This is a genomic window from Thermus sp. CCB_US3_UF1 (genome assembly GCF_000236585.1).
Classification (GTDB): Bacteria; Deinococcota; Deinococci; order Deinococcales; family Thermaceae; genus Thermus.
The window spans coordinates 1,616,844-1,638,985 of record NC_017278.1 but is presented as its reverse complement, the minus strand read 5'-3'; the positions used below and the strand labels follow the sequence as shown (position 1 = coordinate 1,638,985).

The 22,142-nt window shown below is 69.1% G+C and carries 22 protein-coding genes and 1 tRNA gene; 8 read left to right on the top strand and 15 right to left on the bottom strand.

The features are described 5' to 3' along the window. Complete coding sequence (gene icd, locus TCCBUS3UF1_RS08120) at positions 1 to 1,278, bottom strand: NADP-dependent isocitrate dehydrogenase (RefSeq protein ID WP_014516036.1); 1,278 nt, start codon at positions 1,276 to 1,278, stop codon at positions 1 to 3. Positions 1,279 to 1,358: 80 nt separating this feature from the next. Further along, entirely contained in the window at positions 1,359 to 2,849 is a 1,491-nt protein-coding gene (locus tag TCCBUS3UF1_RS08115) for an NADP-dependent isocitrate dehydrogenase (RefSeq protein WP_014516035.1), read from the bottom strand. A gap of 58 nt (positions 2,850 to 2,907) precedes the next feature. Between TCCBUS3UF1_RS08115 and TCCBUS3UF1_RS08110 the strand changes: the two genes are divergently transcribed. From TCCBUS3UF1_RS08110 to TCCBUS3UF1_RS08080, 7 genes are all read left to right on the top strand, one after another. Beyond that, complete coding sequence (locus TCCBUS3UF1_RS08110; protein WP_014516034.1) at positions 2,908 to 4,017, top strand: FAD-binding oxidoreductase; 1,110 nt, start codon at positions 2,908 to 2,910, stop codon at positions 4,015 to 4,017. Between the two features lie 36 nt (positions 4,018 to 4,053). Further along, the gene (locus tag TCCBUS3UF1_RS08105; RefSeq protein WP_014516033.1) at positions 4,054 to 4,503 is read left to right on the top strand and encodes a YbjN domain-containing protein; all 450 of its coding nucleotides are present in this window, start codon (positions 4,054 to 4,056) and stop codon (positions 4,501 to 4,503) included. A 43-nt stretch (positions 4,504 to 4,546) separates the two neighbouring features. Then, a tRNA-Met gene (locus TCCBUS3UF1_RS08100) sits at positions 4,547 to 4,623 on the top strand. A 104-nt stretch (positions 4,624 to 4,727) separates the two neighbouring features. Beyond that, on the top strand, positions 4,728 to 6,050 hold the full coding sequence (miaB, locus tag TCCBUS3UF1_RS08095) for a tRNA (N6-isopentenyl adenosine(37)-C2)-methylthiotransferase MiaB (protein ID WP_014516032.1): 1,323 nt from the start codon (positions 4,728 to 4,730) through the stop codon (positions 6,048 to 6,050). A gap of 9 nt (positions 6,051 to 6,059) precedes the next feature. Beyond that, positions 6,060 to 6,392 carry a hypothetical protein gene (locus tag TCCBUS3UF1_RS08090; protein WP_014516031.1) on the top strand — a complete coding sequence of 111 codons (333 nt, stop codon included), beginning with the start codon at positions 6,060 to 6,062 and terminating at the stop codon, positions 6,390 to 6,392. A gap of 2 nt (positions 6,393 to 6,394) precedes the next feature. Next, positions 6,395 to 7,267, top strand: coding sequence for an FAD-dependent oxidoreductase (locus tag TCCBUS3UF1_RS08085; RefSeq protein ID WP_014516030.1), 873 nt, complete (start codon positions 6,395 to 6,397; stop codon positions 7,265 to 7,267). A 5-nt stretch (positions 7,268 to 7,272) separates the two neighbouring features. Continuing rightward, entirely contained in the window at positions 7,273 to 7,830 is a 558-nt protein-coding gene (locus tag TCCBUS3UF1_RS08080; RefSeq protein WP_014516029.1) for a molybdenum cofactor guanylyltransferase, read from the top strand. Here TCCBUS3UF1_RS08080 and lon read toward each other — a convergent pair. Both lon and TCCBUS3UF1_RS08070 read right to left on the bottom strand, forming a co-directional pair. Continuing rightward, positions 7,827 to 10,214: an endopeptidase La gene (lon, locus tag TCCBUS3UF1_RS08075; protein ID WP_014516028.1), complete on the bottom strand. Its 2,388-nt coding sequence runs from the start codon at positions 10,212 to 10,214 to the stop codon at positions 7,827 to 7,829. The genes TCCBUS3UF1_RS08080 and lon overlap by 4 nt on opposite strands. Positions 10,215 to 10,273: 59 nt before the next feature. After that, positions 10,274 to 10,795, bottom strand: a complete 522-nt coding sequence (locus TCCBUS3UF1_RS08070) for a hypothetical protein (RefSeq protein ID WP_014516027.1) — start codon at positions 10,793 to 10,795, stop codon at positions 10,274 to 10,276. Positions 10,796 to 10,833: 38 nt separating this feature from the next. Between TCCBUS3UF1_RS08070 and TCCBUS3UF1_RS08065 the strand changes: the two genes are divergently transcribed. Further along, a complete protein-coding gene (locus tag TCCBUS3UF1_RS08065; RefSeq protein ID WP_041433836.1) occupies positions 10,834 to 11,868 on the top strand; it encodes a quinone-dependent dihydroorotate dehydrogenase in 1,035 nt (344 codons plus the stop codon). On the opposite strand, the gene TCCBUS3UF1_RS08060 is transcribed toward TCCBUS3UF1_RS08065, so the two are convergent. The 11 genes from TCCBUS3UF1_RS08060 to TCCBUS3UF1_RS08010 all read right to left on the bottom strand — a co-directional run bounded on the left by TCCBUS3UF1_RS08060 (position 11,865) and on the right by TCCBUS3UF1_RS08010 (position 22,140). After that, positions 11,865 to 12,344 (bottom strand): Uma2 family endonuclease, encoded by a 480-nt coding sequence (locus TCCBUS3UF1_RS08060; RefSeq protein WP_014516025.1) that lies wholly within the window; start codon positions 12,342 to 12,344, stop codon positions 11,865 to 11,867. The two genes, TCCBUS3UF1_RS08065 and TCCBUS3UF1_RS08060, sit on opposite strands and share 4 nt — an antisense overlap. Before the next feature lie 9 nt (positions 12,345 to 12,353). Next, positions 12,354 to 13,637: a dihydroorotase gene (locus TCCBUS3UF1_RS08055; RefSeq protein ID WP_014516024.1), complete on the bottom strand. Its 1,284-nt coding sequence runs from the start codon at positions 13,635 to 13,637 to the stop codon at positions 12,354 to 12,356. Continuing rightward, on the bottom strand, positions 13,634 to 14,542 hold the full coding sequence (locus tag TCCBUS3UF1_RS08050) for an aspartate carbamoyltransferase catalytic subunit (RefSeq protein WP_014516023.1): 909 nt from the start codon (positions 14,540 to 14,542) through the stop codon (positions 13,634 to 13,636). Before TCCBUS3UF1_RS08050 ends, TCCBUS3UF1_RS08055 begins: the two co-directional genes overlap by 4 nt. Beyond that, positions 14,539 to 15,084, bottom strand: coding sequence for a bifunctional pyr operon transcriptional regulator/uracil phosphoribosyltransferase PyrR (gene pyrR, locus TCCBUS3UF1_RS08045; RefSeq protein WP_014516022.1), 546 nt, complete (start codon positions 15,082 to 15,084; stop codon positions 14,539 to 14,541). Before pyrR ends, TCCBUS3UF1_RS08050 begins: the two co-directional genes overlap by 4 nt. Before the next feature lie 198 nt (positions 15,085 to 15,282). Next, the gene (locus TCCBUS3UF1_RS08040) at positions 15,283 to 15,612 is read right to left on the bottom strand and encodes an SPW repeat protein (RefSeq protein WP_014516020.1); all 330 of its coding nucleotides are present in this window, start codon (positions 15,610 to 15,612) and stop codon (positions 15,283 to 15,285) included. A 64-nt stretch (positions 15,613 to 15,676) separates the two neighbouring features. After that, positions 15,677 to 16,423: a sulfite exporter TauE/SafE family protein gene (locus TCCBUS3UF1_RS08035; protein WP_014516019.1), complete on the bottom strand. Its 747-nt coding sequence runs from the start codon at positions 16,421 to 16,423 to the stop codon at positions 15,677 to 15,679. A 5-nt stretch (positions 16,424 to 16,428) separates the two neighbouring features. Next, positions 16,429 to 17,367, bottom strand: a complete 939-nt coding sequence (locus tag TCCBUS3UF1_RS08030) for a D-glycerate dehydrogenase (RefSeq protein ID WP_014516018.1) — start codon at positions 17,365 to 17,367, stop codon at positions 16,429 to 16,431. Continuing rightward, positions 17,364 to 18,674, bottom strand: coding sequence for a TldD/PmbA family protein (locus TCCBUS3UF1_RS08025; protein ID WP_014516017.1), 1,311 nt, complete (start codon positions 18,672 to 18,674; stop codon positions 17,364 to 17,366). Before TCCBUS3UF1_RS08025 ends, TCCBUS3UF1_RS08030 begins: the two co-directional genes overlap by 4 nt. Next, positions 18,671 to 20,065, bottom strand: a complete 1,395-nt coding sequence (locus tag TCCBUS3UF1_RS08020; RefSeq protein WP_014516016.1) for a TldD/PmbA family protein — start codon at positions 20,063 to 20,065, stop codon at positions 18,671 to 18,673. Before TCCBUS3UF1_RS08020 ends, TCCBUS3UF1_RS08025 begins: the two co-directional genes overlap by 4 nt. Positions 20,066 to 20,074: 9 nt before the next feature. Continuing rightward, positions 20,075 to 20,983: a DNA polymerase III subunit delta gene (holA, locus tag TCCBUS3UF1_RS08015; RefSeq protein WP_014516015.1), complete on the bottom strand. Its 909-nt coding sequence runs from the start codon at positions 20,981 to 20,983 to the stop codon at positions 20,075 to 20,077. Beyond that, complete coding sequence (locus TCCBUS3UF1_RS08010; RefSeq protein ID WP_014516014.1) at positions 20,983 to 22,140, bottom strand: acyl-CoA dehydrogenase family protein; 1,158 nt, start codon at positions 22,138 to 22,140, stop codon at positions 20,983 to 20,985. Before TCCBUS3UF1_RS08010 ends, holA begins: the two co-directional genes overlap by 1 nt. Between the last annotated feature and the right edge of the window lie 2 nt (positions 22,141 to 22,142).

The window sequence follows — 22,142 nt, the reverse complement described above, 5'->3', positions numbered from 1 at the left end:
CTACATGTGCTGGATCAGGGCCTGGCCGAACTCGCTGGTCTTGAGCAGGGTGGCGGGCTTGCCCTCGGCCACCAGGAGGCGGTGGAAATCGTAGGTCACCAGCCCCTTGGCGATGGTGCGCTCCATGGCCTGGAGGATGAGGTCGGCGGCCTCGTTCCAGCCCAGATAGCGGAGCATCATCTCCCCGGAGAGGATGACGCTGGAGGGGTTCACCTTGTCCTGGCCGGCGTACTTGGGAGCGGTGCCGTGGGTGGCCTCAAAGACCGCGTGGCCCGTCAGGTAGTTGATGTTGGCCCCAGGGGCGATGCCGATACCCCCCACCTGGGCGGCCAGGGCGTCGGAGATGTAGTCCCCGTTCAGGTTCAAGGTGGCGATCACCGAGTACTCGTCGGGCCTTAGGAGGATCTGTTGCAGGAAGTTGTCGGCGATCATGTCCTTGATGACGATATCCCGGCCCGTGCGGGGGTTTTTCAGGACATGCCAGGGGCCGCCGTCCAAGGGGGTGGCCCCGTACCTCTCCCGGGCCAGGGCGTAGCCCCACTCGCGGAAGGCCCCCTCGGTGAACTTCATGATGTTGCCCTTGTGCACCAAGGTGACGCTGGGCAGGTCCTCCTTGATAGCGTAGTCGATGGCCGCGGCCACCAGGCGTTCCGTGCCTTCCCGGGAAACGGGTTTGATGCCCAGCCCGGAGGTTTCCGGGAAGCGGATCTTGGCGTAGGCCTTGGGGAACTCCCGCCGGAGAAAGTCCAGGACCTTTTTGGCCTCCTCACTCCCCGCGGGCCACTCGATCCCGGCGTAGATGTCCTCGGTGTTTTCCCGGAAGATGACCATGTTGACCAGCTCCGGGTGCTTGACCGGGCTGGGTACCCCTTGGAACCAGCGCACGGGGCGCACGCAGGCGTAGAGGTCCAGTTCCTGCCGCAGGGCCACGTTGATGGAGCGGATCCCCCCGCCCACCGGGGTGGTGAGGGGGCCCTTGAGGGCCACCAGGTATTCCCGGATAAAGTCCAGGGTTTCCTCGGGAAGCCAGATGGGCTCCCCGTAGACCTGGTTGGCCTTCTCCCCGGCGTAGATCTCCGCCCAGGCGATGGCGCGCTTGCCCCCGTAGGCTTTGGCCACCGCGGCGTCCAAGACAGGCTTGGCCGCTCTCCAGATATCGGGGCCGGTGCCGTCCCCTTCGATGAAGCCGATGATGGGCCGGTCGGGTACCTGGAGGCTTCCCTTCTGGATGGAGATCCGCTCGCCGTCTTCGGGTATCCGGATATGCCTGTAGGCCATGGTGACCTCCTTTGAACCGTAGCTTTTCCAGCCCGCGGGGCGGGCTAGCTACCCCCTTACCTTATCCCATGGCAGGGGACTTAGTTCTCCCCTTGGGCCTTGGTGAAGCCGGGGACCCCGTCAAACTCCTGGAGCTTTTCTAGGTGCATCCAGCGCACCCGGTTCCCCACCCGGGCTACCAGGTCCAGCACCTCCCTGTCCGTGGCCTCCCCTTCCCCGGTGTAGAGGAAGCGGCAGCGGTAGTGGTCCACCAGGTCGGTAAGGCCGCCCGTGGGCGGGTAGACCTGGGTGCCGCGGTTGGAGATCATCTTGAGGCGGAAGGGCAGGCCGGCCACCGCCTCCTCCAGCAGGGGGCCCAGGGCCTCGGGGTAGAGGTGGGTTTCCACGAACACGTCCACCCCCACCACCCGGCGGCTCTGGGGCCGCACGGCCACGGGGTCCGGGGCGTAGGGGGGGAGGCGGATGGGGCGGTAGTCCCGTACCGTGGCCGTCTTGGGCCGCTGGCCGAGGTTGTGGATAATGGCCGCGGTGTACTCCGTGGTCTTGGCCCCGCGGTCGTAGCCCACCACGTCTCCCGTGAGGACCTTGCCCTCCTCGAGGGTGTAGAGGAGGGCGTTCTCAATGAGGTCGGCCACGGCGAACTCCTCCAGGTAGCGCAGCATCATCACCGCGGAAAGGAGGACGGCGGTGGGGTTGATGACGTTCTTCCCGGCGTACTTGGGCGCCGAGCCGTGCACCGCTTCAAAGATGGCCACCTCGTGGCCGATGTTGGCCGAGGGGGCGAAGCCCAGGCCGCCGATGAGCCCCGAGGTGAGGTCGGAGAGGATGTCCCCGTTCATGTTGGTGGTGACGATCACCTCAAACTGCTCTGGCCGCTTCACCAGCTGGTGGGCGGCGTTGTCCACGATGATGTGGTGGGCCTCGATCTCGGGGTACTCCTGGGCCACCTCCTCAAAGACCCGCTTCATCGTCCCCTCGGTGAGCTTCATGATGTTGGACTTGGTGGCGCAGTGGACCTTCTTGCGCCCCTCGGCGCGGGCCAGCTCAAAGGCCAAGCGGATCACCTTTTCCGCCCCCTTACGGGAAACGAGCTTCAGGGTCTGGGCCACCCCGGGGGTCTGCATGTGCTCGATGGCGGCGTAGAGGTCCTCCACGTTTTCCCGCACCACCACCAGGTCAATCCCCCGGCCCGAGTAGGGGGTGGGGACGTTGGGGAACTCCCGCACCGGGCGTACGTTGGCGTAGGTTTCAAAGAGCTTGCGTAGGGTGACGTTGGCGCTCTTTTCCCCGTAACCCACGGGGGTTTCCAGGGGCCCTTTCAGGACCACCCGGGTCTTGCGCACCGACTCAATGGTTTCCGGCGGCACCCCGGACTCCAGGCCTTGCTTGAACACCGCGGCCCCTGCTTCCCTCACCTCGTAGGCCAGGGGGGCTTTGGCCGCCTCGAGGATCTTGAGCGTGGCCTCCACGCACTCGGGGCCGATGCCGTCCCCAGGGATCACGGTGATGAGCTTCTTCCCTTCTGGGGTGAGGTAAACCTTCTTTCCGCTTTGGGTGGTGATCAGGGACATCCTCCACCTCCTGGGGGCTTGCTGCCCTTCGTCCCGAGTCTACACTACACTGGAACCCATGGATGTCCTGGTGGTGGGGGCGGGGATCGTGGGGGCGGCCTGCGCCTTCCGCTTGGCGGAAAGGGGGCTTAGGGTTTTGGTCCTGGAAAAGGAAGCCACCTTCGCCCAGGGCTCCACGGGGCGGAGCGCCGGGGGGGTGAGGGTGCAGTTTTCCGAGCCCCTAAACATCCTCCTCTCCTACCGCTCCATCCTGGAGTACCGGGAGATCCCCGAGGCCGCCTACCGCCCCATCGGCTACCTCTTCCTGGTGCCGGAGGCCTTGGCAGAGGCCCAGGAGGAGGCCCTAAGGACCCAGCGCTCCCTAGGGGTGCCGGTGCGGAAGCTCTCCCTTGCCGAGGCCAAGGACCTGGTTCCCTTCCGGGAAGAGGGCCTGGCCTACGCCACCTTTGGCCCCCTGGACGGGGTGATGGACCCCCACGGGGCCACGGCCTACTACCTGCGGCAGGCGGTGCGGCTTGGGGCCGAGGTGCGCTTCGCCGAACCCCTCCTTGGGGCCCGGCGGGAGGGGGGGGTGTGGTGGGTGGAGACCCCCAAGGGGCGGTACGAGGCCCCCTACCTTCTCCTCTGCACCGGGGCCTGGACAGGGGAGGTGGGGAGGCGGCTCGGCCTGGAGCTCCCGGTCTGGCCGGTGCGGCGCATGCTTTTCGCCACGGCCCCTGCCCCTTTTCCCCACGCCTTCCCCCTTACGATTGACCTCTCCACGGGGTTCTACCTGCGCTCGGAAGGGGAGAGGGTCCTTTTGGGCAGGTCCAACCCCGGGGAGCCCCCCGGGTTCCGCGAGGGGATGGACTGGACCTGGCTGGAGCAGGTCCTCGAGGCCGGCCTCGCCCGCTTCCCCTTTCTGGGGGGCCTGGCCCTGGACCGGAGGGCCAGCTGGTGGGGTTACTACGAGGTGACCCCAGACCACAACCCCCTCCTGGGCCCGGTGGAGGAGGGGCTTTGGGTGGCGGCGGGTTTCTCGGGGCACGGGGTGCAGCAGGCGGCCATGGTGGGCCGGCTCATGGCCGAGGAGGTGGCCCTAGGGGGGGCTAAGAGCCTAGACCTATCCCCCTTCCGCCCGGAGCGCTTCCGCCAGGGTAGGCTTCTTCGCGAGCAGGGGATCGTGTAGACTCTACTTGTACTTGGGGACGGAAAGGAGAGGCCCGTGCGGCTATTTCTGGCGGTATGGTTGGCCTTGGGGCTGGCCCTGGGGCAGAGCGTGGTCCGGGGCCTGACCCCGAAGGAAGCGGAGGGCCTTCTCCAGGAGGCCCAGATCCCCTACGAGAAAACGGGCCCGCGGGAGTTTCGCCTGGAGATGGCCGGGCTCAAGAAGGTCTGGCTTTCCCTGGACTTCTGCCAGGAAGATCGCTGCGGGGTCCTCACCTTGGGTGCGGGCTTTACCTTGGAGGCGCCACCCGACCTGGAGACCCTCAACGCCTGGAACCGGGAGCGCCGCCTTAGCCGGGCTTACCTGGACCCCTCGGGGGCAGCCTGGGTGGAGGCGGACCTGGACCTCACGGGCGGGGTTAGCCTGGGGGCGGTGCGGGCCTTCCTGGACCTCTTCGCCGAGGAAATCCTGCCGGACTTCATGGAGCACATCGGCTTTGAGCCTTGACCCAGAGGGGGCCCTCCCCTAAGATGGGAATGCCTGGCCCCTTGGCGGCGTAGCTCAGGTGGTCAGAGCACACGACTCATAATCGTGGTGTCGTGGGTTCGAGTCCCACCGCCGCCACCAGTGTCGGGAAGGCCCCAACCCCCTGAGGGCTGGGGCCTTCCCCCTTGGCCTGCTACACTGAAGGGCACGGGGCCCGGGATCCCCCCGGCCGCCCCTGGAGGCGTATGCGCGCGCACATCATCACCTACGGATGCCAGATGAACGAGTACGACTCCCACCTGGTGGCCAGCGAGCTGGTGAGCCTGGGGTGGGAGCTGGTGGAGAGCGTGGAGGAGGCGGACTTCGTCCTGGTGAACACCTGCGCCGTGCGGGGCAAGCCCGTGGAGAAGGTCCGCTCCCTCCTGGGCCAGCTGCGCAAGGAGAAGGAACGCCGGGGCCTCCTGGTGGGCCTGATGGGCTGCCTGGCCCAGCTGGATGAGGGGCAGCAGATGGCCCGCAAGTTCGGGGTGGATATCCTCCTGGGCCCAGGGGCCCTCACCTCCTTGCCCGAGGCCTTGAAGGCCCACGAGCGCTTCTGGGACCTGACCTTCCGGGAGGATGTCCTGGACTATATTCCCCCCCCTCCCAAGGGGGCCCTTTCCGCCCACGTGACCATTATCCGGGGGTGCAACCACCACTGCACCTACTGCATCGTGCCCACCACCCGGGGTCCGGAGGTCTCCCGGCACCCGGACCTGATCCTCAAGGAGATCGAGGCCCTCAAGGCCGCCGGGGTCGTGGAGATCACCCTCCTGGGCCAGAACGTGAACTCCTACGGCAAGGACCAGCCCGGCTTCCCCAGCTTCGCCGAGCTCCTGCGGATGGTGGGGGGGATGGGCATCCCCCGGGTGCGCTTCCTCACCAGCCACCCGGTGAACTTCACCGACGACATCATCCAGGCCATTGCCGAAACCCCGGCCATCACCCGGTACATCCACCTGCCGGTGCAGTCAGGCTCGGACCGGGTCCTGAAGCGCATGGCCCGGGAGTACCGCCGGGCCCATTACCTGGAACGCATCCATAGGATCCGCGAGGCCCTGCCCGACGTTGTCCTCTCGACCGACATCATCGTGGGCTTCCCCGGGGAAACCGAGGAGGACTTCCAGGAAACCCTTTCCCTCTACGACGAGGTGGGGTACGACCAGGCCTACATGTTCATCTACTCCCCCCGGCCTGGGACCCCCGCCTACAAGCACTTCCAGGACCTGCCCCGGGAGGTGAAGGTGGAACGGCTACAGCGCCTCATTGAGAAGCAGAAGGAGTGGAGCTACCGCCGCAACCTGGCGTGGGTGGGGAAGACCGTGGAGGTCCTGGTCCGGGGGGCGGCCAAGGAGGAAGGGTACGTGCAGGGGCACGACCGGGGGAACCACCCCGTCCTCCTCCCCGCCCACCAGGCCCCCATGCCCGGCCTGTACCGGGTGGAGGTCAAGCAGGCTACCCCCCACCTTCTCTTCGGCGAGGTGGTGGGGGCGGAAGCCCCCGCCCCTATCCCCCTGCCCGTGGCCTAGGGGGTGAGGATGCGGGCCCTCCTTCCCCTGTCGGCGGCCTTGGCCCTTTTCCTCCTCCTCTGGGCGGCTTCCCGCTTCGCCCCTTGGGGCTTGGCCCTGGCCTTCCTCCTGGCCGTGGGGGCCTACCTGGGGGTGGGGCGCTGGCAAGGGGGGGTGCTGGGTAGGGGGCCTTCCCGGGCGGCCCTGGAGCGCCTGGCCATGAAGGAGGCCTGGCGGCGGGGTGGGGTGTTGCGCCCAGAGGACCTGGCCCCCTACCTGCCCGAGGCAGAGGCCCGGGAGGTTTTGGAGGCCCTGGCGGGGCGGGGGCTTTGCCGGAGGGAGGGGGAGGGGTACCGCTTCTAGCCGTGCGGGAAGCGGAGGTGGTGGTCCTGGGGGCCGGGGTGGCCGGGCTTTCCCTGGCCCAGCGCCTGAGGGACCGGGGCCACCAGGTCTTGGTGGTGGCCCAAGGCCTGGGGGAGGCGAGCCGCCCCCCCGTGGCCCTGGTCAACCCCCTGAGGGGGCGGCGCTTCACCCTGGCCCCAGAGGGGGAGAGGGCCCTCGAGGCCGCCCTGGCCTTCTACTCCCGCTTCGTTCCCCTGCACCTCGGGGTCTACCGTCCCGTGCCCGAGGGGGAGCGTTCGGGGGTGGCCTCAAGGCTTGGCGGCCTCAAGCACCGCTGGGAGGAGGGGGGGCTTCTCCTGGAGGAGGCCTTTTGGCTGGAGCCCAGGCCCCTCCTGGAGCGTTTGGCCCAGGGGGTGCCCCTTGTGTGGGCCCAGGTCCTGGCCTGGGAGCCCCCCTACCTCCGCCTGGAGGGGGGCGGGAGGGTGCGGGGCGGGGTCTTGGTCTACGCCGGGGGCGGGCGCGGGGCCCACCTGCTGGGCCTTTGGGGAAGGCATGTCCCGGGTCTGGTCCTGACCCTTTTGGACTACTTTCCCCGGGCCATCAGCTACCGGGTCTACCTGGCGGGAAACGCCCTGGGGGGAAGCTACCTGCCCCATGAGGAGGCGCACCACGCCCCTCCCCCCACGGAAGGGGAGGTGGAGTGGCTCCTGGCAGGGGCCGAGGCCCTGGTGGGCTACCGCCCCCAGGTGGCCTCAGCCTGGCGGGGGGTGCGCTTCCGCCTGGCCCCGCCCCACCTTTTTGCCGTGGAGGGCGGCTTCGCCCTCACGGGCTTCGGCTCCACGGGCTTCCTCTACGCCCCCCTCCTGGCGGGGCGGTTGGCGGAAGCCTTAGGCTAAGGGGCATGTACGCAGGGGCGGTGTTGGCCGGGGGGCTTTCCCGGCGGTTTGGCGAGGACAAGGCCCTTTACCCCTACCGGGGAAAGCCCCTTTTGGCCTGGGTGTTGGAGAGCCTGGCCGGGGCCGGGGAGCGCTTCATCGTGGCCAACCGCCCTTACGAGGCCTTTGGGGTTCCCGTCTACCCCGACCTCCTCCCCGGGGCAGATAGCCTTTCCGGCCTCCACGCCGCCCTGGTCCACGCCCGCTTCCCCTGGGTGGCGGTGGCGGCCACGGACCTCCCCTTCCTCACCCGGGACTACTGGGATTTCCTCTACGAGAGGGCCCGTTCCTCCCCCTACCCCGTGGTGGTGGCCCGGAACCCCGAAGGGCACCTCGAGCCCCTCATGGCCCTCTACCACAAGGACTGCCTGCCCCAGGTGGAGGCCCAGATACGGCAGGGGGATTTCCTCCTGAGGCGGGTGATGGAAACCCTGGGGGCCACCTGCATCCCGGCCGAGGAGGTGGTGGCCCGTTTTGGCCAACAGGTTTTCCTCAACGCCAACCGCAAGGAGGAGCTGCCCTAGGCCCCCGCCCCCGGCTGGGGCCGGTCGGTGGGGGCTAAGGGGGGCGGGGCGGGGGGCAGGAGGAGGAGCCTTAGGACCTCCCCCACCTCCTCCACGAAGGTGATCTCCAGGTCCTTGAGGATCTCCTCCGGGACCTCCTTGAGCTCGGGCTCGTTTTCCTTGGGCAGGACCACGCGGAAGATGCCCGCCTGGTGGGCGGCCAGGAGCTTTTCCTTGACCCCGCCGATGGGCAGGACCTTGCCCCTTAGGGTGATCTCCCCGGTCATGGCGATGTCCATGCGCACCGGCCTCCCGGTGAGGGCGCTGGCCAGGGCGGTGGCCATGGTGATCCCCGCCGAGGGGCCGTCCTTGGGGGTGGCCCCTTCGGGCACGTGGATGTGGAGGTCAAGGTCCTTGTGGAAGCCCTCGGGCAGGCCCCACGCCTCCCGGTGGGCCCGGAGGTAGGTGAGGGCGGCGTGGGCCGACTCCTTCATGACCTCCCCCAGGTTGCCGGTGAGGTTGACCTTGCCCGTCCCGGGCACGGCCACGGCCTCGATGGTGAGGAGGGCTCCCCCGTAAGGGGTCCAGGCCAGGCCCTGGGCTGCCCCCACCTGGGGGGCCTTTTCCGCCCGGTCAGGGCGGTACTTGGGTACCCCCAGGTAGGCCTCGAGGTCCTGGGCGTCCACCACCCGCACGCCCTCCCAGGGCCTTTCCAGGAAGTCCTTGGCCGCCTTGCGGGCCACTTTGGAGAGCTCCCGGTCCAGGTTCCGCACCCCGGCTTCCCGGGTGTACTCCTGGATGATGCGGTCTATGGCCCGGTCGGTGAGCTCCAGGCGGCCTTCCAGCCCGGCCTCCCTCACCTGGAAGGGCCAGCGGAAGTGGCGGGCGATGGCCCTTTTCTCCGGCAGGGTGTATCCGGGGATCTCAATGACCTCCATCCGATCCAGAAGGGGCCTGGGGATGGTGCTTAGGGTGTTGGCGGTGGTGATGAAGAAGACCTTGGAGAGGTCGTAGGGGACGTCCAGGTAGTGGTCGGTGAAGGTGTGGTTCTGCTCGGGGTCCAGGACCTCCAAGAGGGCCGAGGCCGGGTCCCCCCGCCAGTCAGAGGAGAGCTTATCGATCTCGTCCAGGAGGAAGACCGGGTTCACCACCCCCACCTGCCGCATCCCCTGGATGATCTTGCCGGGCAGGGCCCCGATGTAGGTGCGCCGGTGGCCCCGGATCTCCGCCTCGTCCCGCACCCCCCCTAAGGAGATGCGGTGGAACTTGCGGTTCATGCTGCGGGCGATGCTCTTGCCCAAGGAGGTCTTGCCCACCCCTGGGGGGCCCACGAAGCAGAGGATGGGGGCGTGGCCCTTGACCTCCTTCCCCTGGGTGAGCTGGCGCACCGCCAGGTACTCCAGGATGCGCTCCTTCACGTCCTTAAGGCCGTAATGGTCCTCGTCCAGGACCCGGCGGGTGATGCCGATGTCCAGGACCTCGGGGTCGGCCTCGGTCCAGGGGACCTCCAGGAGCCAGTCCAGGTAGGTGCGGCTTACGGTGGCCTCGGGGGAACCGGGCTGCATGCGCTCCAGGCGCTTGAGCTCCTTCAGGGCCTTTTCCTTCACCCCCTGGGGGAGACCCCTTTGCTCAATGCGCTCGCGGAGCTCCTCCATCTCCGTGAGGAAGTCCTCACCGCCCCCGAGCTCCTTCTGGATGGCCTTCATCTGCTCCCGGAGGTAGTACTCCCGCTGGTTTTGGTCCATCTGCTCCTTGACCCGGGCGGCGATCTTCTTGTCCAGGTCAAAGCGCTCCAGGTCGCGCAGGAGGAGGGCCAAGACCTTCTTGAGCCGTTCCTCCACGCTGGGGGTTTCCAGGAGGTCTTGCTTCTCCTCGAGGCCCCAGGTGGCGTAGTGGGCCACCAGGTCGGCCAGGACCGCAGGGTCCAGGGTGCTTTTCACCGCCTCCTGCTGGTAGCGGTCCAGGCGCAGGGTTTTGTGGTTCTGCAGGTAGCGCTCAAAAGCCTCCTGAACCTCGCCCACCAGCACCCGGGCCAGGCTGGGGTCCTCGAGGGGAGGCTCGGGCAGCACCTCGCCCAGGGCCCGCAGGTAAGGGGCCGCCACGTAGCCGGAAAGGCGCACCCGGTTTCTCGCCTCCACCATCACCTGGAGGGTGCCGTCGGGGAGGCGCATGGCCTGCTTGACCACGGCCAGGGTGCCCACCCCGTGGAGGTCTTCGGGGGCGGGATCGTCCACCTCGGGGTCCTTCTGGGCCACCAGGATCAGGTAGCGGTCGGCGTTCAAGGCCTCCTCCACCGCCCGCTTGCTCTTGGGGCGGCCCACGTCCACCCCGGTGGTGGTGTGGGGGAGGATGACGGTGTTCCGCAGGGGAAGAACGGGGAGTTCTAGGCGCAAAGCGTCCTTCATCTAAACCCTATCATAGCGGCTTCCCCCGCCCCCCCTTGGCAGTTGGGGCACAAAGAAGCCTAAAGGCCCAGGGTCAGAATGGCCTTCAGGTCCTTGAAGCGGAGCTCCACGAGGCCCGAGGGTAAACCCTGGACCTGAAGGCCTAGCCAGAGCTTCCCCCTCTGCACCCCTTGGGTGAGCTGCTCGCCCCGGAGGCCAAGGGGGGCGGTCTTGGAGGCGGCAAAACTTGCCTCCCCGACCTTCTCGTCCCCGGAGCCCACGGGGCAGGCGTACCCCAAGGGGGCGCCATTTAGGTCCCGTAGGGCCAGGCAGTTAGGGTCCTCCCCTGGGTCTTGGAGGCGGACGTAAAGGGCGAGGGTGGCGTTGAGGGCTTGGTCAGCCTCGAGGGTGCCCCGCACCTCCGCCCTCCGCACCACCCCCCCTGGCGGGGGAAAGGAGAGGGTTTGGGCGGGGTAGACCACCCGACCCTGGCTGTCGGCCAAGGGTACCTGGACCCTTTGCTCGGGCAAGGGAACGGTGAGGTTGAAGGAGCAGGCGGCGAGGAGGGTTACCCCTAGGGCCAGCATCCCGAAGCGGCGCATGGGGGCATGCTACCCCATCTGGGGATAGCATGGGAAGGATGCACCGCCTTTTCTTTGCCCTGGATCCCGAGTATGCCCACGAGCTTGTCCTCAAGGCTCTGGCCTGGTGGTCGGGCCGGGGACCCCTCCTGGAGGTCCCGGCCCGGCTTCTCCGCGTGGAGGACCCTAGGCTTCGGGTAAGGGCCCTAGGCCTCACCTTTCCCAACCCCTTGGGCCTGGCGGCGGGGATGGACAAGGACGCCAAGGCCCTGGCCGCCTGGTGGGCCCTGGGCTTTGGCTTCGCCGAGGTGGGTACCCTCACCCCCAATCCCCAGGGGGGAAACCCCAGGCCCCGGCTCTTCCGCCTCCTGGAGGACCGGGCCCTCATCAACCGCATGGGCTTCAACAACGAGGGGGCTTCCCGGGCGGCGGAGCGCCTAAGGCGCTTCCGGGAGCGGGGCCTTCCCTTCCCCGTGGGTGTGAACCTGGGCAAGGGGCGGGACACCCCCTTGGAAAGGGCAGCGGAGGACTACCTCTTGGCCTTGCGCCTTTTGGAGCCCTATGGCGACTACTTGGTCCTGAACGTCAGTTCCCCCAACACCCCGGGGCTTAGGACCCTGCAGGAAGCCCCCTTTTTGGATGAGCTCCTCTTTCGCCTGCGCCCCGCCACGGCCAAGCCCCTCCTCCTCAAGGTGGCCCCGGACCTCCCGGCCCCGGCCCTGGACCAGGTGGTGGCCTTGGCCTTGAAGCACCGCCTGGAGGGCCTGGTGGCGGTGAACACCACCCTAAGCCGCGAGGGCCTCCGAAGCCCCTGGGCCAAGGAGGCCGGGGGGCTTTCGGGAAGGCCCCTCAAGGCCAGGGCCTTGGAGGTGCTCGGCCACCTGGCCCAGGTTCCCGGCCTGACCCTGGTGAGCGTGGGGGGGATAGAGGGGGCCAGGGACATCTGGGAGCGGCTTCGCCGGGGGGCCCGGCTGGTCCAGGTGTACACGGGCTTCGTCTACGGGGGCCCCCTCTTTCCCCGCCGGGTGCTTTTGGACCTCCTCGGCCTTCTGCGGGCGGAGGGCGTGGGGCGTCTGGAGGAACTCTGGTCCTAGACCGTGAGGGTGCAGCCGCAAAGGAGGGAGAGCTCCGCGGGGGAAACCCCCCGCCAGGCCCGGTCTTGGCGCAGGTGGAGGACCAGGAGGGTATGGGGGTCAAAGACCACCACGTCCTTCACCCCCTGGGTCAGGTAAAACCGGGGGGAGATCTCCAGGTCCTTGGCCTCGTACCCCTGGCTTACCACCTCCACCACGGCCTCGGGCAGGAGGGTGATGGCCTCGTCCAGCTCCTGGGGTTCCTGGCAGAAGAGGGCGATGTCTGGCCGCTTGTAGGAGCCATCGGGGAAGCGGATGTACACATCGGCCACGTGGATGCAGGGGCACCCCGACCCTTCCTGGGGGCGGATGCTGGCCCGGATGCGGTCCACGGCCTTCTGGTGGCGGTAGGTGGGCTGGGCCTCCCACAAGGGGAGGCCGCCCACCCACTCCAGGCGCAGCCCCAGCTGGTCTGCCTCCAAAAGCTTCTTCAGCACCCTTTCATTTTAAGGCTCGAGGGCTTGGTGCACCACCCGGCCCGCCACCAGGGTGAGCACCGGCCAGCCCCCGAGGAGGGCCCCCGCCCAGGGGGAGAAGCGGGCCTTGGAGGCGAAGCGGGAGGGGTCCACGGGCCTTTCCTGGGGGGAGAGGAGGACCAGGCTGGCCTCAGCCCCTTCCACCAGGTGCAGGGGGGGAAGGCCCAGGACCTTCCGGGGCCCGTCGGTGAAGAGGGCCACCAGCCGGGGTAGGGGAAGGCCGCGCTTCTGGTGGAGCTCGGTGTAGAGGAGGGGGAAGGCCACCTCGAGGCTGGGGATGCCGAAGGGGGCCCGGAGAAGGTCCTGCTCCTTTTCCGCCAGGGTGTGGGGGGCGTGGTCGGTGGCGATGGCGTCCAGGGTACCGTCCAGAAGCCCCTCCAGGAGGGCTTCCCGGTCTTCTTGGGTGCGCAGGGGCGGGGCCACCTTGAAAAGGGGATCGAACCCACGGAGGCCCTCTTCCGTGAGGGTGAGGTGGTGGGGGGTGGCCTCGGCGGTCACGGGAAGCCCGGCCCGCTTGGCCTCCCGCAAGAGCTCCAGCCCCCGCCGGGTGGAGAGGTGCTGGACGTGGAGGCGGGGGGGTACCGGGGAGCGGCGCAGGGCGTAGCGGAGGACCTCGAGGTCCCGGGCAATGCGGGCGGCCTCGGCCTCCGGGGGGTTCCCCGGCAGGCCCAGGAGGTCGGCCAACCTCCCGTCGTTCATCACCCCGCCCCGGCGCAAGGAGGCGTCCTCGGCGTGCACCGCCACGGGCAGGCCCAAGGGGGCGGCCTGGATGAGCCCTAGGGCCAGTACCCCCGCGTCCTCGTTGGTCCGGCCATCGTCGGTGAGGAGGGCCGCCCCCGCGGCCTTTAGCAGGCCGGCCTCGGTGAGGCGGAGGCCTTCCTGGCCCTGGGTCAGGGCGGCTGCGGGGTGGAGCCGGGCCAGGCCCAGGCGGGCCGCTTTCTCCTTAAGGGCCCCTACCGCCTCCGGGGTGTCCACGGGGGGCTTGGTGTTGGGCATGGAAACGAGGTCGGTGTACCCGCCCCGGACCGCGGCCTGAAGCCCCGTGGCCAGGTCCTCCTTCACCTCCTCCCCCGGCTCCCGCAGGTGGGCGTGGAGGTCCAAAAACCCCGGGGCCAGGAAGAGCCCCCGGCCCTCCACCACCTGCGGGGCATCCCCCCCTTCCAAGGAGAGGATCCGGCCTTCCCCGATGAGGACATCCGCAGGCCCCCGTTCCCCTAGGGCGTCCACCAGGCGAACGTTCTTGATGAGGATCATGCCCGCTCCTTTCCCACCAAGAGGTGATAGAGCACGGCCATGCGCACGGCCACGCCGTTTTGTACCTGCCGCGCCACCAGGCTCCTTTCCGAGTCCGCCAGGGTGCCCTCCAGCTCCACGTCCCGGTTCATGGGGCCCGGGTGGAGGAGGGGGGCTTGGGGCTTGGCCCGGCGCAGGCGGGCCTCGGTGACCTGGTAGTGGGCGATGTAGTCCTGGAGGTTCACCAGGCCGGCTTCCATCCGCTCCCTTTGCAGCCTGAGCACCATCACGGCGTCCGCCTCGGCCAGGGCCTCTTCCAGGCTGGGGGTAAGCCGCGCCCCGGGCAGGGCCTGGGGCAGGAGGCTGGGGGGGCCGGCGCACCAGACCTCCGCCCCCAGGAGGGGGAGGAGTTCGGCGTTGGAGCGGGCCACCCGGGAGTGGAGGATATCCCCCACGATGGCGATCTTTTTGCCCTCCAAGCTCCCCAGGGCCTCCAGCAAGGTGTAGGCGTCCAGGAGGGCCTGGGTGGGGTGGGCCCGGCGCCCATCCCCCCCGTTCACCACCACCCCCTTCACCCAGCGGGTGGCCTGGTGGGGCACCCCGGCGGCGTCGGCCCGGATCACGTAGGCGTCCACCCCCATGGCCTCGAGGGTCAGCAGGGTATCCTTGTAGCTTTCCCCCTTTTGCAGGCTGCTGGTCTGGGCGGTGAAGGAGACCACGTCCGCGGACATCCGCCGGGCCGCCAGCTCAAAGGAGAGGCGGGTGCGGGTGGAGGGCTCAAAGAAGACCGTGGCTACGGTGAAGCCCTGGAGGGCGGGCACCTTCTTCACCGGGCGCTGGAGCACCTCGGCCATCACCTTGGCCGTGTCCAGGAGGCTTTCCACCTCCTGCCGCGTCCATCCCCCGAAGTCCAAGAGGTGCCTCATGCCCCCTCCCTTTCCCAAAGCTCCACCCGGTCCTCCCCGTCCACCTCCTGCACCTTGACCTTCACCACCTCGTTTCTGGCGGTGGGCACGTTCTTGCCCACGAAGTCCGCCCGGATGGGAAGCTCCCGGTGCCCCCGGTCCACGAGCACCGCCAGGTAGATGCGCTTGGGGCGGCCCAGGTCCATGAGGGCATCCAGGGCGGCCCGGGCGGTGCGCCCCGTGTAGAGGACATCGTCCACCAGGACCACGGCCTTCCCTGTGAGGTCCAAGGGGATGCGGGTTTCCCGTACCTGGGGCCTCAGGCCGATCTCGGAAAGGTCGTCCCGGTAGAGGGTGATGTCCAGGATCCCCACCGGCACCTCCCGCCCCTCAAACTCCCGGATGTAGCGGGCGATGCGCCCCGCCAGGGGGATGCCCCGGGTATGGATCCCCACCAGGACCAGCCCCTCCGTGCCCTTGTTGGCCTCCACCACCTCGTGGGCGATGCGGTAGAGGGCCCGGCGCATCTCCTCGGCGTTCAAGAGCTCCGCCTTAAAGCGCACGCCCCACCTCCAAAAGAAAGGCGGGGGCCAGAACCCCCGCACCCTTTTGCCTTTGGCTTCCGTGTTCTCGCTTCACGTTTCCCCCTTTCCGGCCTCGCGGGACCGGTTTAAAGGCCACCCCCACCTTACACCCTAAGCCCAGGTTAGGCAAGGGGGAACCCCCGCCCAGGAAAGCCCTGGGCGGGTAAGGGGGTCGCTTCAGGTGGCCTTGGGCCTCTCCCGGGCCACGCTAAGGGCTAGGGCACCCACCAGGATGCCCACGAGGATGGCGTTCCACGTGGCGTTCGTCAGCCCGCTGAACCCCAGGAGCCATGGGGACAGGATGAGCCACACCCCCAGGAGGACATTGAGCCACTCCTCCCACATGGGACCGCCCCGGAGGTGCAGGAGGGCCATGAGCCCCACGGCCACCCCTAGGATCACCGCGTTCCACATGGCTGCCGCGGTGCCGCTGAAGCCCAGGAGCCACGGGGAGAGGATGAGCCATACCCCCAGGACAAGGTTCACCCAGTCCTGCCAACGGGTCATGGCTGCCCACCTCCTTTCTTTTCCCATTATGAAGGGGCTTGGGTCTGGGCAGGCCGGATCCAAGTCACTTTTTCCCGGCTGTGGGGCGCAGGTACCGCCACCCCGTCCAGAGGAGGACCGCGGCGAAGACCACCCTCAAGGCCCCCTCGGGGAGGAAATGGGCCACCTCCCCTCCCAAGAAGGTGCCCACCAAGACCCCGGGGACCAGGCCGGGGGCCAAGGCGGTGTCCACGTTGCCCAGGCGCAGGTGGGTGTAAGCCCCCATGAGGCTGGCGGGCACCATGGCGAGAAGGCTCGTCCCCTGAGCCGTGTGCTGGGGGATGCCCAGGAGCAGGACCATGGCCGGCACCATGACCGTTCCCCCACCCACCCCCATCATTCCCGAGAGGAAGCCGGTGAAGCCCCCAGCCAGGAGGAGGGTGAGGTCTTTCAGGACCTCGCCCCGCACCAGGCCCAGGGGGGCCAGGTAGGGCCGAAGGAGGAGGAGGAGGCTCACCCCCACCAGAAACCAGCCGAAGGCCCGCTTCAGGCTCCTTTCGGGGAGGGAGTGGGCGTAGCGGGCCCCCAGGCGGGCGGTGAGGACGGCGGTGAGGGCCAGGAAGAAGGCGGCCTTGGCGTCCAAGGAACCCTGCAGGCCATAGGTGAGGGCCCCCACCAGGCCGGTGAAGAAGACCGCCACCAGGCTGGTGCCGTGGGCCTTGTGCTGGGAAAGCCGGAGCACCCCCACCATGAGGGGGATCATCACCGTGCCCCCGCCCAGGCCCACCAGCCCGCCGAAGGCCCCGCCGAGGAAGCCGATGAGGAGGCTCATGGGGCCTATACTACCGGGTTGGGCGGCTCTTGGCCTTCCAGGACGGCCAGCAGGTTGTCCACCGCCATGGCGGCCATGCGCTCCCGGGTCCGCCTGCCCGCCGAGCCCAGGTGGGGGGTGATCACCGCGTTCTTCAGGGCGTAGAGGGGGTGGCCTGGGGGAAGGGGCTCGGGGTCGGTTACGTCCAAGCCGGCCCCAAAGAGGTGGCCCTCGAGGGCCTCCACCAGGGCCTCGGTGTCCACCAGCCCCCCTCGGGCGGTGTTGAGGAGGATGCTCCCCGGCTTCATGGCGAAGAGGCGCTCCCGGTTCATGAGCCTATGGGTTTCCGGGGTGAGAGGGGCGTGGAGGCTCACCACATCCGCCTGGGCCAGGAGGGCCTCGAGGGCCAGGTGGGGGTAGGGGAGGGGCTTGGGGGTGCGGCTGTGGTAGACCACCCGCATCCCGAAGGCCTGGGCCCTCTGGGCCACGGCCTGGCCGATCCGGCCCATGCCCACGATCCCCAAGGTCAGCCCCCCCAGGTCCAGCCCCAGGAGGAGCTCGGGGTGCCAGGCCTGCCAGCGCCCCTCCCGGGCGTGCTCCACCCCTTCCACCAGCCGGCGGGCCACGGCCAGGAGGAGGGCCAGGGTGAGGTCGGCCGTGGCCTCGGTGAGGACCCCGGGGGTGTGGGTGACCCGGATGCCCCGGGCCTTGGCCGCCTCCAGGTCCACGTGGTCCACCCCCACGCTGTAGCAGGCGATCACCCGGAGGCCCGGCCCCGCCCGGTCCATGACCTCGGCGTCCACGCGGTCCTCCACCGTGGGGATGAGGCCCACCACCCCCTGGACCTTGCGCAAAAGCTCCTCCCGGGGGAGGAAAAGGCCTTGGTGGACCTCCACCTCGAGGCCCCTTTCCCGAAGCCTATCTAGGGCATTTCCCGGAAGGGTGCGGGTGACGAGGACCCTCATGCCCCGGCAAAGGAGAGCTCGGCCACCGCCACGGTGGGGCTCCCATAGGCGGAACCCATGAGCTCCCAGTCCAGATCCTCCCCCAGGGCCTCAATGGCCTGGAATAACTCCAGGAGGTTGCCGCTTACGGCGAAGTTCTCCACCGCATGGCGCACCTCCCCCTCCTCCACCCAAAGCCCCAGGGCCTGGAGGGAGAAGTCCAGGCTCACGGGGTTGGCCCCGGCGTGGAGGCCCATGAACTCGGCGATGAGGACGCCCCTTTCCAGCTTTAGGTTGCCCACGGGCAGGAGGTAGAGGTTGCTGGGGGCCACGTCCAGGGTGGAGCGGTAGCGGCGGAAGGCGTGGCCGGTGTTGGCCTGCCCCAGGGCCCGGGCGGTTTCGCTGTTGTGGAGGAAGCTCCGGAAGACCCCCCGCTCAATGAGGGTCACGGGCCGGGCCGGGGTGCCCTCGGCGTCAAAGGGGCGGGAGGCCAGGCCCTTCTCCAGGGTGGGGTCGTCCACCAGGGTTACCCACGCCGAGGCCACCTGCTCCCCAAGCCGCCCCAGGAGGCGGCTTTTCCCCTCCAGGGCGTTTTTGCCGGAAAGGGCCTCGGCGAAGACCCGGAGGAGGCCCGCCATGGCCCTAGGCTCCAGGTAGGCCCGGTACCGTCCCGTCCTCAGGGGCCTAGCCCCGAGGAGCCTCGCGGTCTTCTCCCGCAGCTCCAAGGCGGTGCGCCCGGGGTCTAAGGCGTGGAACTCCTTGGCCGGCCTGAAGTCCCAGCCCTGCTTAAGGCTTTCCCCCTCCTTCAGGACGAAGCTTCCCCCCAGGGCGGCCAGGCCGGTGCGGAAGCCCCCCTCGGCCCCCTGGGTGCTGGCCAGGGCCACCCGGGCCTCCCGTTCCAGGTAGCCGGCCATCATCACGCTTTGGGTGCGGGGATCGCTGCGGAGGGCCCTTTCCAGTTCCAGGGCCGCTTCCTTCTTGGCCTCGAGGGGAGCGGAAAGCCCCTCGCCCAGGAGGTCGTGGTGCCCCAAGGGCTTCCCCTCGGGGAGGAAGCCCTCCTTCCCGGAAAGGAGGGCGTTTTCCCGGGCCTCGGCCAGGGCCCACTCCAGGGCTTCCTGGGAGAGCTCCTCGGTGTAGGCGTAGCCCACCCGGCCCTCGGCCACCACCCGCAGGCCCAGGCCCCCCTGCCGGGCCTCCTTGATCTCCTCCAGGACCCCTTGCTGGGCCCTCAGGGAAAGCTCCCGTTCCTCCTGGAAGAGGACCTCCGCCGAAAGGCCCATCTCCCGCGCCCGCCTTAAGAGGTAGGCTTTGGCTTCCTCCAGGGTCATGCCCGCCCTCCCACCACCAGCTCGGATACCAGGATGTGGGGCTGGCCCACCTCCACCGGCACCGCCCCCGAGAGGCTGCCGCACATGCCGGGGGCGTTCTCCCAGTCCTTGGCCACGGCCACCACCCGCTTCAAGGTTTCCGGCCCCTTGCCCACCAGCATGGCCCCGCGTACGGGCTCCTCTAGACGCCCCTTGCGGATGATGTAGCCCTCCTGCACGGCGAAGTTGTACTCCCCCGAGCCCGGCTTCACCTGGCCGCCCCCCATCTCCTTGGCGTAGAGGCCGAACTCGATCCCGGAGAAGAGGTCCTCCACCTCGCTCTCCCCAGGGGCCAGGAAGGTGTTGCGCATGCGGGAGGTGGGGGCGTAGGTGTAGTCCTGCCTCCGGCCCGAGCCCGTCAGGGGGTAGCCCGTGAGGAGGTGGCCCAGGCGGTCCACCATGTAGGCCCTGAGGACCCCTTTTTCAATGAGCACCGTGCGCTCCGTGGGCCGGCCCTCGTCGTCCACCTCGCTGGAGCCCCAGGCGTGGGGCAGGGTGCCGTCGTCGATGTAGGTGACCACGGGGCTGGCGATGGCCTCCCCCAGCCGATCGGCGAGGACGCTGGCCTTCTTGGCCACGCTGGTGGTCTCCAGGAGATGGCCCAGGGCCTCGTGGAAGATCACCCCGCCGAAACCGGGGCCCACCACCACCGGCATGGTGCCCGCCGGGGCAGGCTTGGCCCGCAGGTTGGTGAGGGCCTGGCGGGCGGCCTTGGCCCCCACCTCCTTGGGCGGATAGAGCTCGAAGAGCTCCAGGCCCACGCTCTTCCCCGGGGCGCTCATCCCGGTCTGCACCTCGGCCCCGTCCTGGGCCACGGCCAGCACGTAGAGCCGGGTGCGGACCCGCTTCTCTTCAGCCCAGGTGCCCTCGGTGTTGGCGATGAGGACCTCCTGCTCCCACTCCAGGAGGCTCGCCTCCACCTCCTTGATCTCCGGGGCCAGCCGGGCCCCGGCCTCGGCCTCCAAGAGCCTTTCCAGGCGGAAGCGCTTGTCCTTCTCCCCTAGGGGCACCTTGGGGGTGTGGAGGCCCTGGGGGGCGCGCCGGCGGAAGTCCAGGCCCCCTTGGCCCCGGGCGTCCACCTTTCCCAGGGTTCCCTTGGCCCTGAGGAGGGTTTCCAGGGCCTCCTGCAGGCCCGCTTCCGTGAGGTCGTTGGTGTAGGCGTAGACCACCTCGGTGCCGAAGAAAAGCCGGATCCCCACCCCGTAGTCCAGGCCGGAGATGGCCTCCTCCAGCCTCCCGGAGCGGACCGACATCCGACGCTTTCGGGAGCGCTCGGCGTAGACCTCGGCGAAGTCAGCCCCGCCCTTCAGGGCCCGCGCCAGCACCCCCTCCACCCCTGCGGTTGGGAGCATGGCCCCACTCTACCCAGGCCCTGACCCGCGGGTCAAGGACAGGCCGGCCAGGGCCAGGACCGCCCCTTCCAGGGCCAGCCAGGGGTCCTTTCCCTCCTTGGCCCGCCTTTCGGCGGCGATCAGGGTGTCCAGGGCCTGGCGGAGCCCCTCCTTCCCCAGCCCCCGGGCCATCTCCAGGGCCCGCCTGGCGGCGTAGGGGTGGGCCTCGAGGCGGGCCAGGTCCTCCTCCTTGGGCCTGGGGGTTTCCCCCAGGAGCATCCAGGCCCGGGCCAGGAGGGCAACCTGCCAGGCGAAGGCCCCAAGGAGCTTAAGGGGCTCCTCCCCCTCCTCCTTGAGGCGCTGGAGGCGGCGCAGGGCCTCGGGGGCGTTCCCCTCCAGCGCGGCCCGCACCAGGTCAAACCCCGTCACTGGGGGCCTTAGGGCCACCACCCTTTCCACCTTCTCCAGGGTGAGGGGAGGGGCGAGGAGGGCCAGCTTCTCCAGCTCCCGCTCCAGGGCCTCGAGGTCCCCCTCCAGGGAGGCCAGGTACTGCACCACCCCCGCGGGCAGCTTAAGCCCAAGCCGCTTGGCCCGGCCCTCCAGGTGGCGCAGGAGGTCCTTGCCCCTGGGGGTAGGGAAGTCCCGCCGCTCCCTTCCCCGGTAGAAGGCCGCCCGGGCAGGGGTAGGCCTGGGGTCCAGGAGGAGGACGGGCACCCCTTCCGGCACCCCTTCCAGGAGGGGCTTCAGGGCCTTCCACTCCCCTTCCCCCACCTCCCTCAGGTCCAGCATGGCCCCCGCCCCGCCGAAAAGCCCCGGGGTGAGGGCCTCGGCCAGGGCCTCCGGGGTGGGCTCGGTGAAGCGGGAAAGCCCGCGGAGCCGGGCCTCCTCCAGGAGGGCCTCCCGGGCCAAAAAGGGGTCGCCGGTGAAGGCGATGACCATCAGAAGGCGTTCAGCCCCGTGGCCTCCCGGCCTAGGACCAGGGTGTGGACCTCGTGGGTGCCCTCATAGGTGTAGACGGTTTCCAGGTTGAGCATGTGCCGGATGGCGTGGTACTCCAGGGTGATGCCGCTTCCCCCCAGGATCTCCCGGGCCAGCCGGGCGGCCTCGAGGGCCTTCCTGACGTTCTGCCGCTTGGCCAGGGAGACCTGGGCCGGGGTGAGCCTCCCCTCGTCCTTGAGCCGGGCCAGCCGCCAGGCCAGGAGAAGCCCCTCCGTGTGCCAGGCGAGCATCTCCGCCAGCTTGGCCTGCACCAGCTGCTTTTGCGCGATGGGCGCGCCAAAGGTGGAGCGGCTTTTGGCGAACTCCACCGCTTCCCGGTAGACCGCCTCCAAGGCCCCCAAGACCCCCCAGGCGATGCCGAAGCGGGCCTGGGTGAGGCAGGAAAGGGGGGCTTTGAGGCCTTCCGCCTTGGGCAGGCGCAGGGCCTCGGGTACCCGCACCCCATCCAGGATCAGCTCGCTGGTCACCGAGGCCCGGAGGCTCATCTTGTGCTTCACCTCCCGGGCCTGGAAGCCCGGGGTGTCCGTGGGCACGATGAACCCCAGGACCCGCCCCTCCTCGTCCTTGGCCCAGATGATGGCGATATGGGCCAGGTTGCCGTTGGTGATCCACATCTTGCTGCCCTGGAGCACCCAGGTATCCCCTTCCCGGCGGGCCCGGGTCTTCATGTTGCCCTGGGGGTCAGACCCCCCATCGGGCTCGGTGAGGCCGAAGCAGCCCACCAGCTCTCCCCGGGCGAGCCTGGGGAGGAACTCCCGCTTTTGCGCCTCGCTCCCGTAGGCGTAGATGGGGTACATGACCAAGGAGCTTTGCACGCTGACAAAGCTCCTCAGGCCCGAGTCCACCCGCTCCAGCTCGTAGGCGATGAGGCCGTAGGCGGCGCTGCTCACCCCCGCCCCCCCGTACTCCGGGGGCAGGGTGGGGCCTAGGAAGCCCAGCTCGGCGAAGCGGGGGATCAGGTGGGTGGGGAAGACCCCCTCCTCCCACCAGTCCCGGATGTGGGGCAGGGCTTCCTTTTCCAGGAAGCGGCGGGCGGCCTTTTGTACCTCCTTCTCCTCCGGGGTGAGGAGGTCTTCCAGGGCGTAGAAGTCCAGCATGG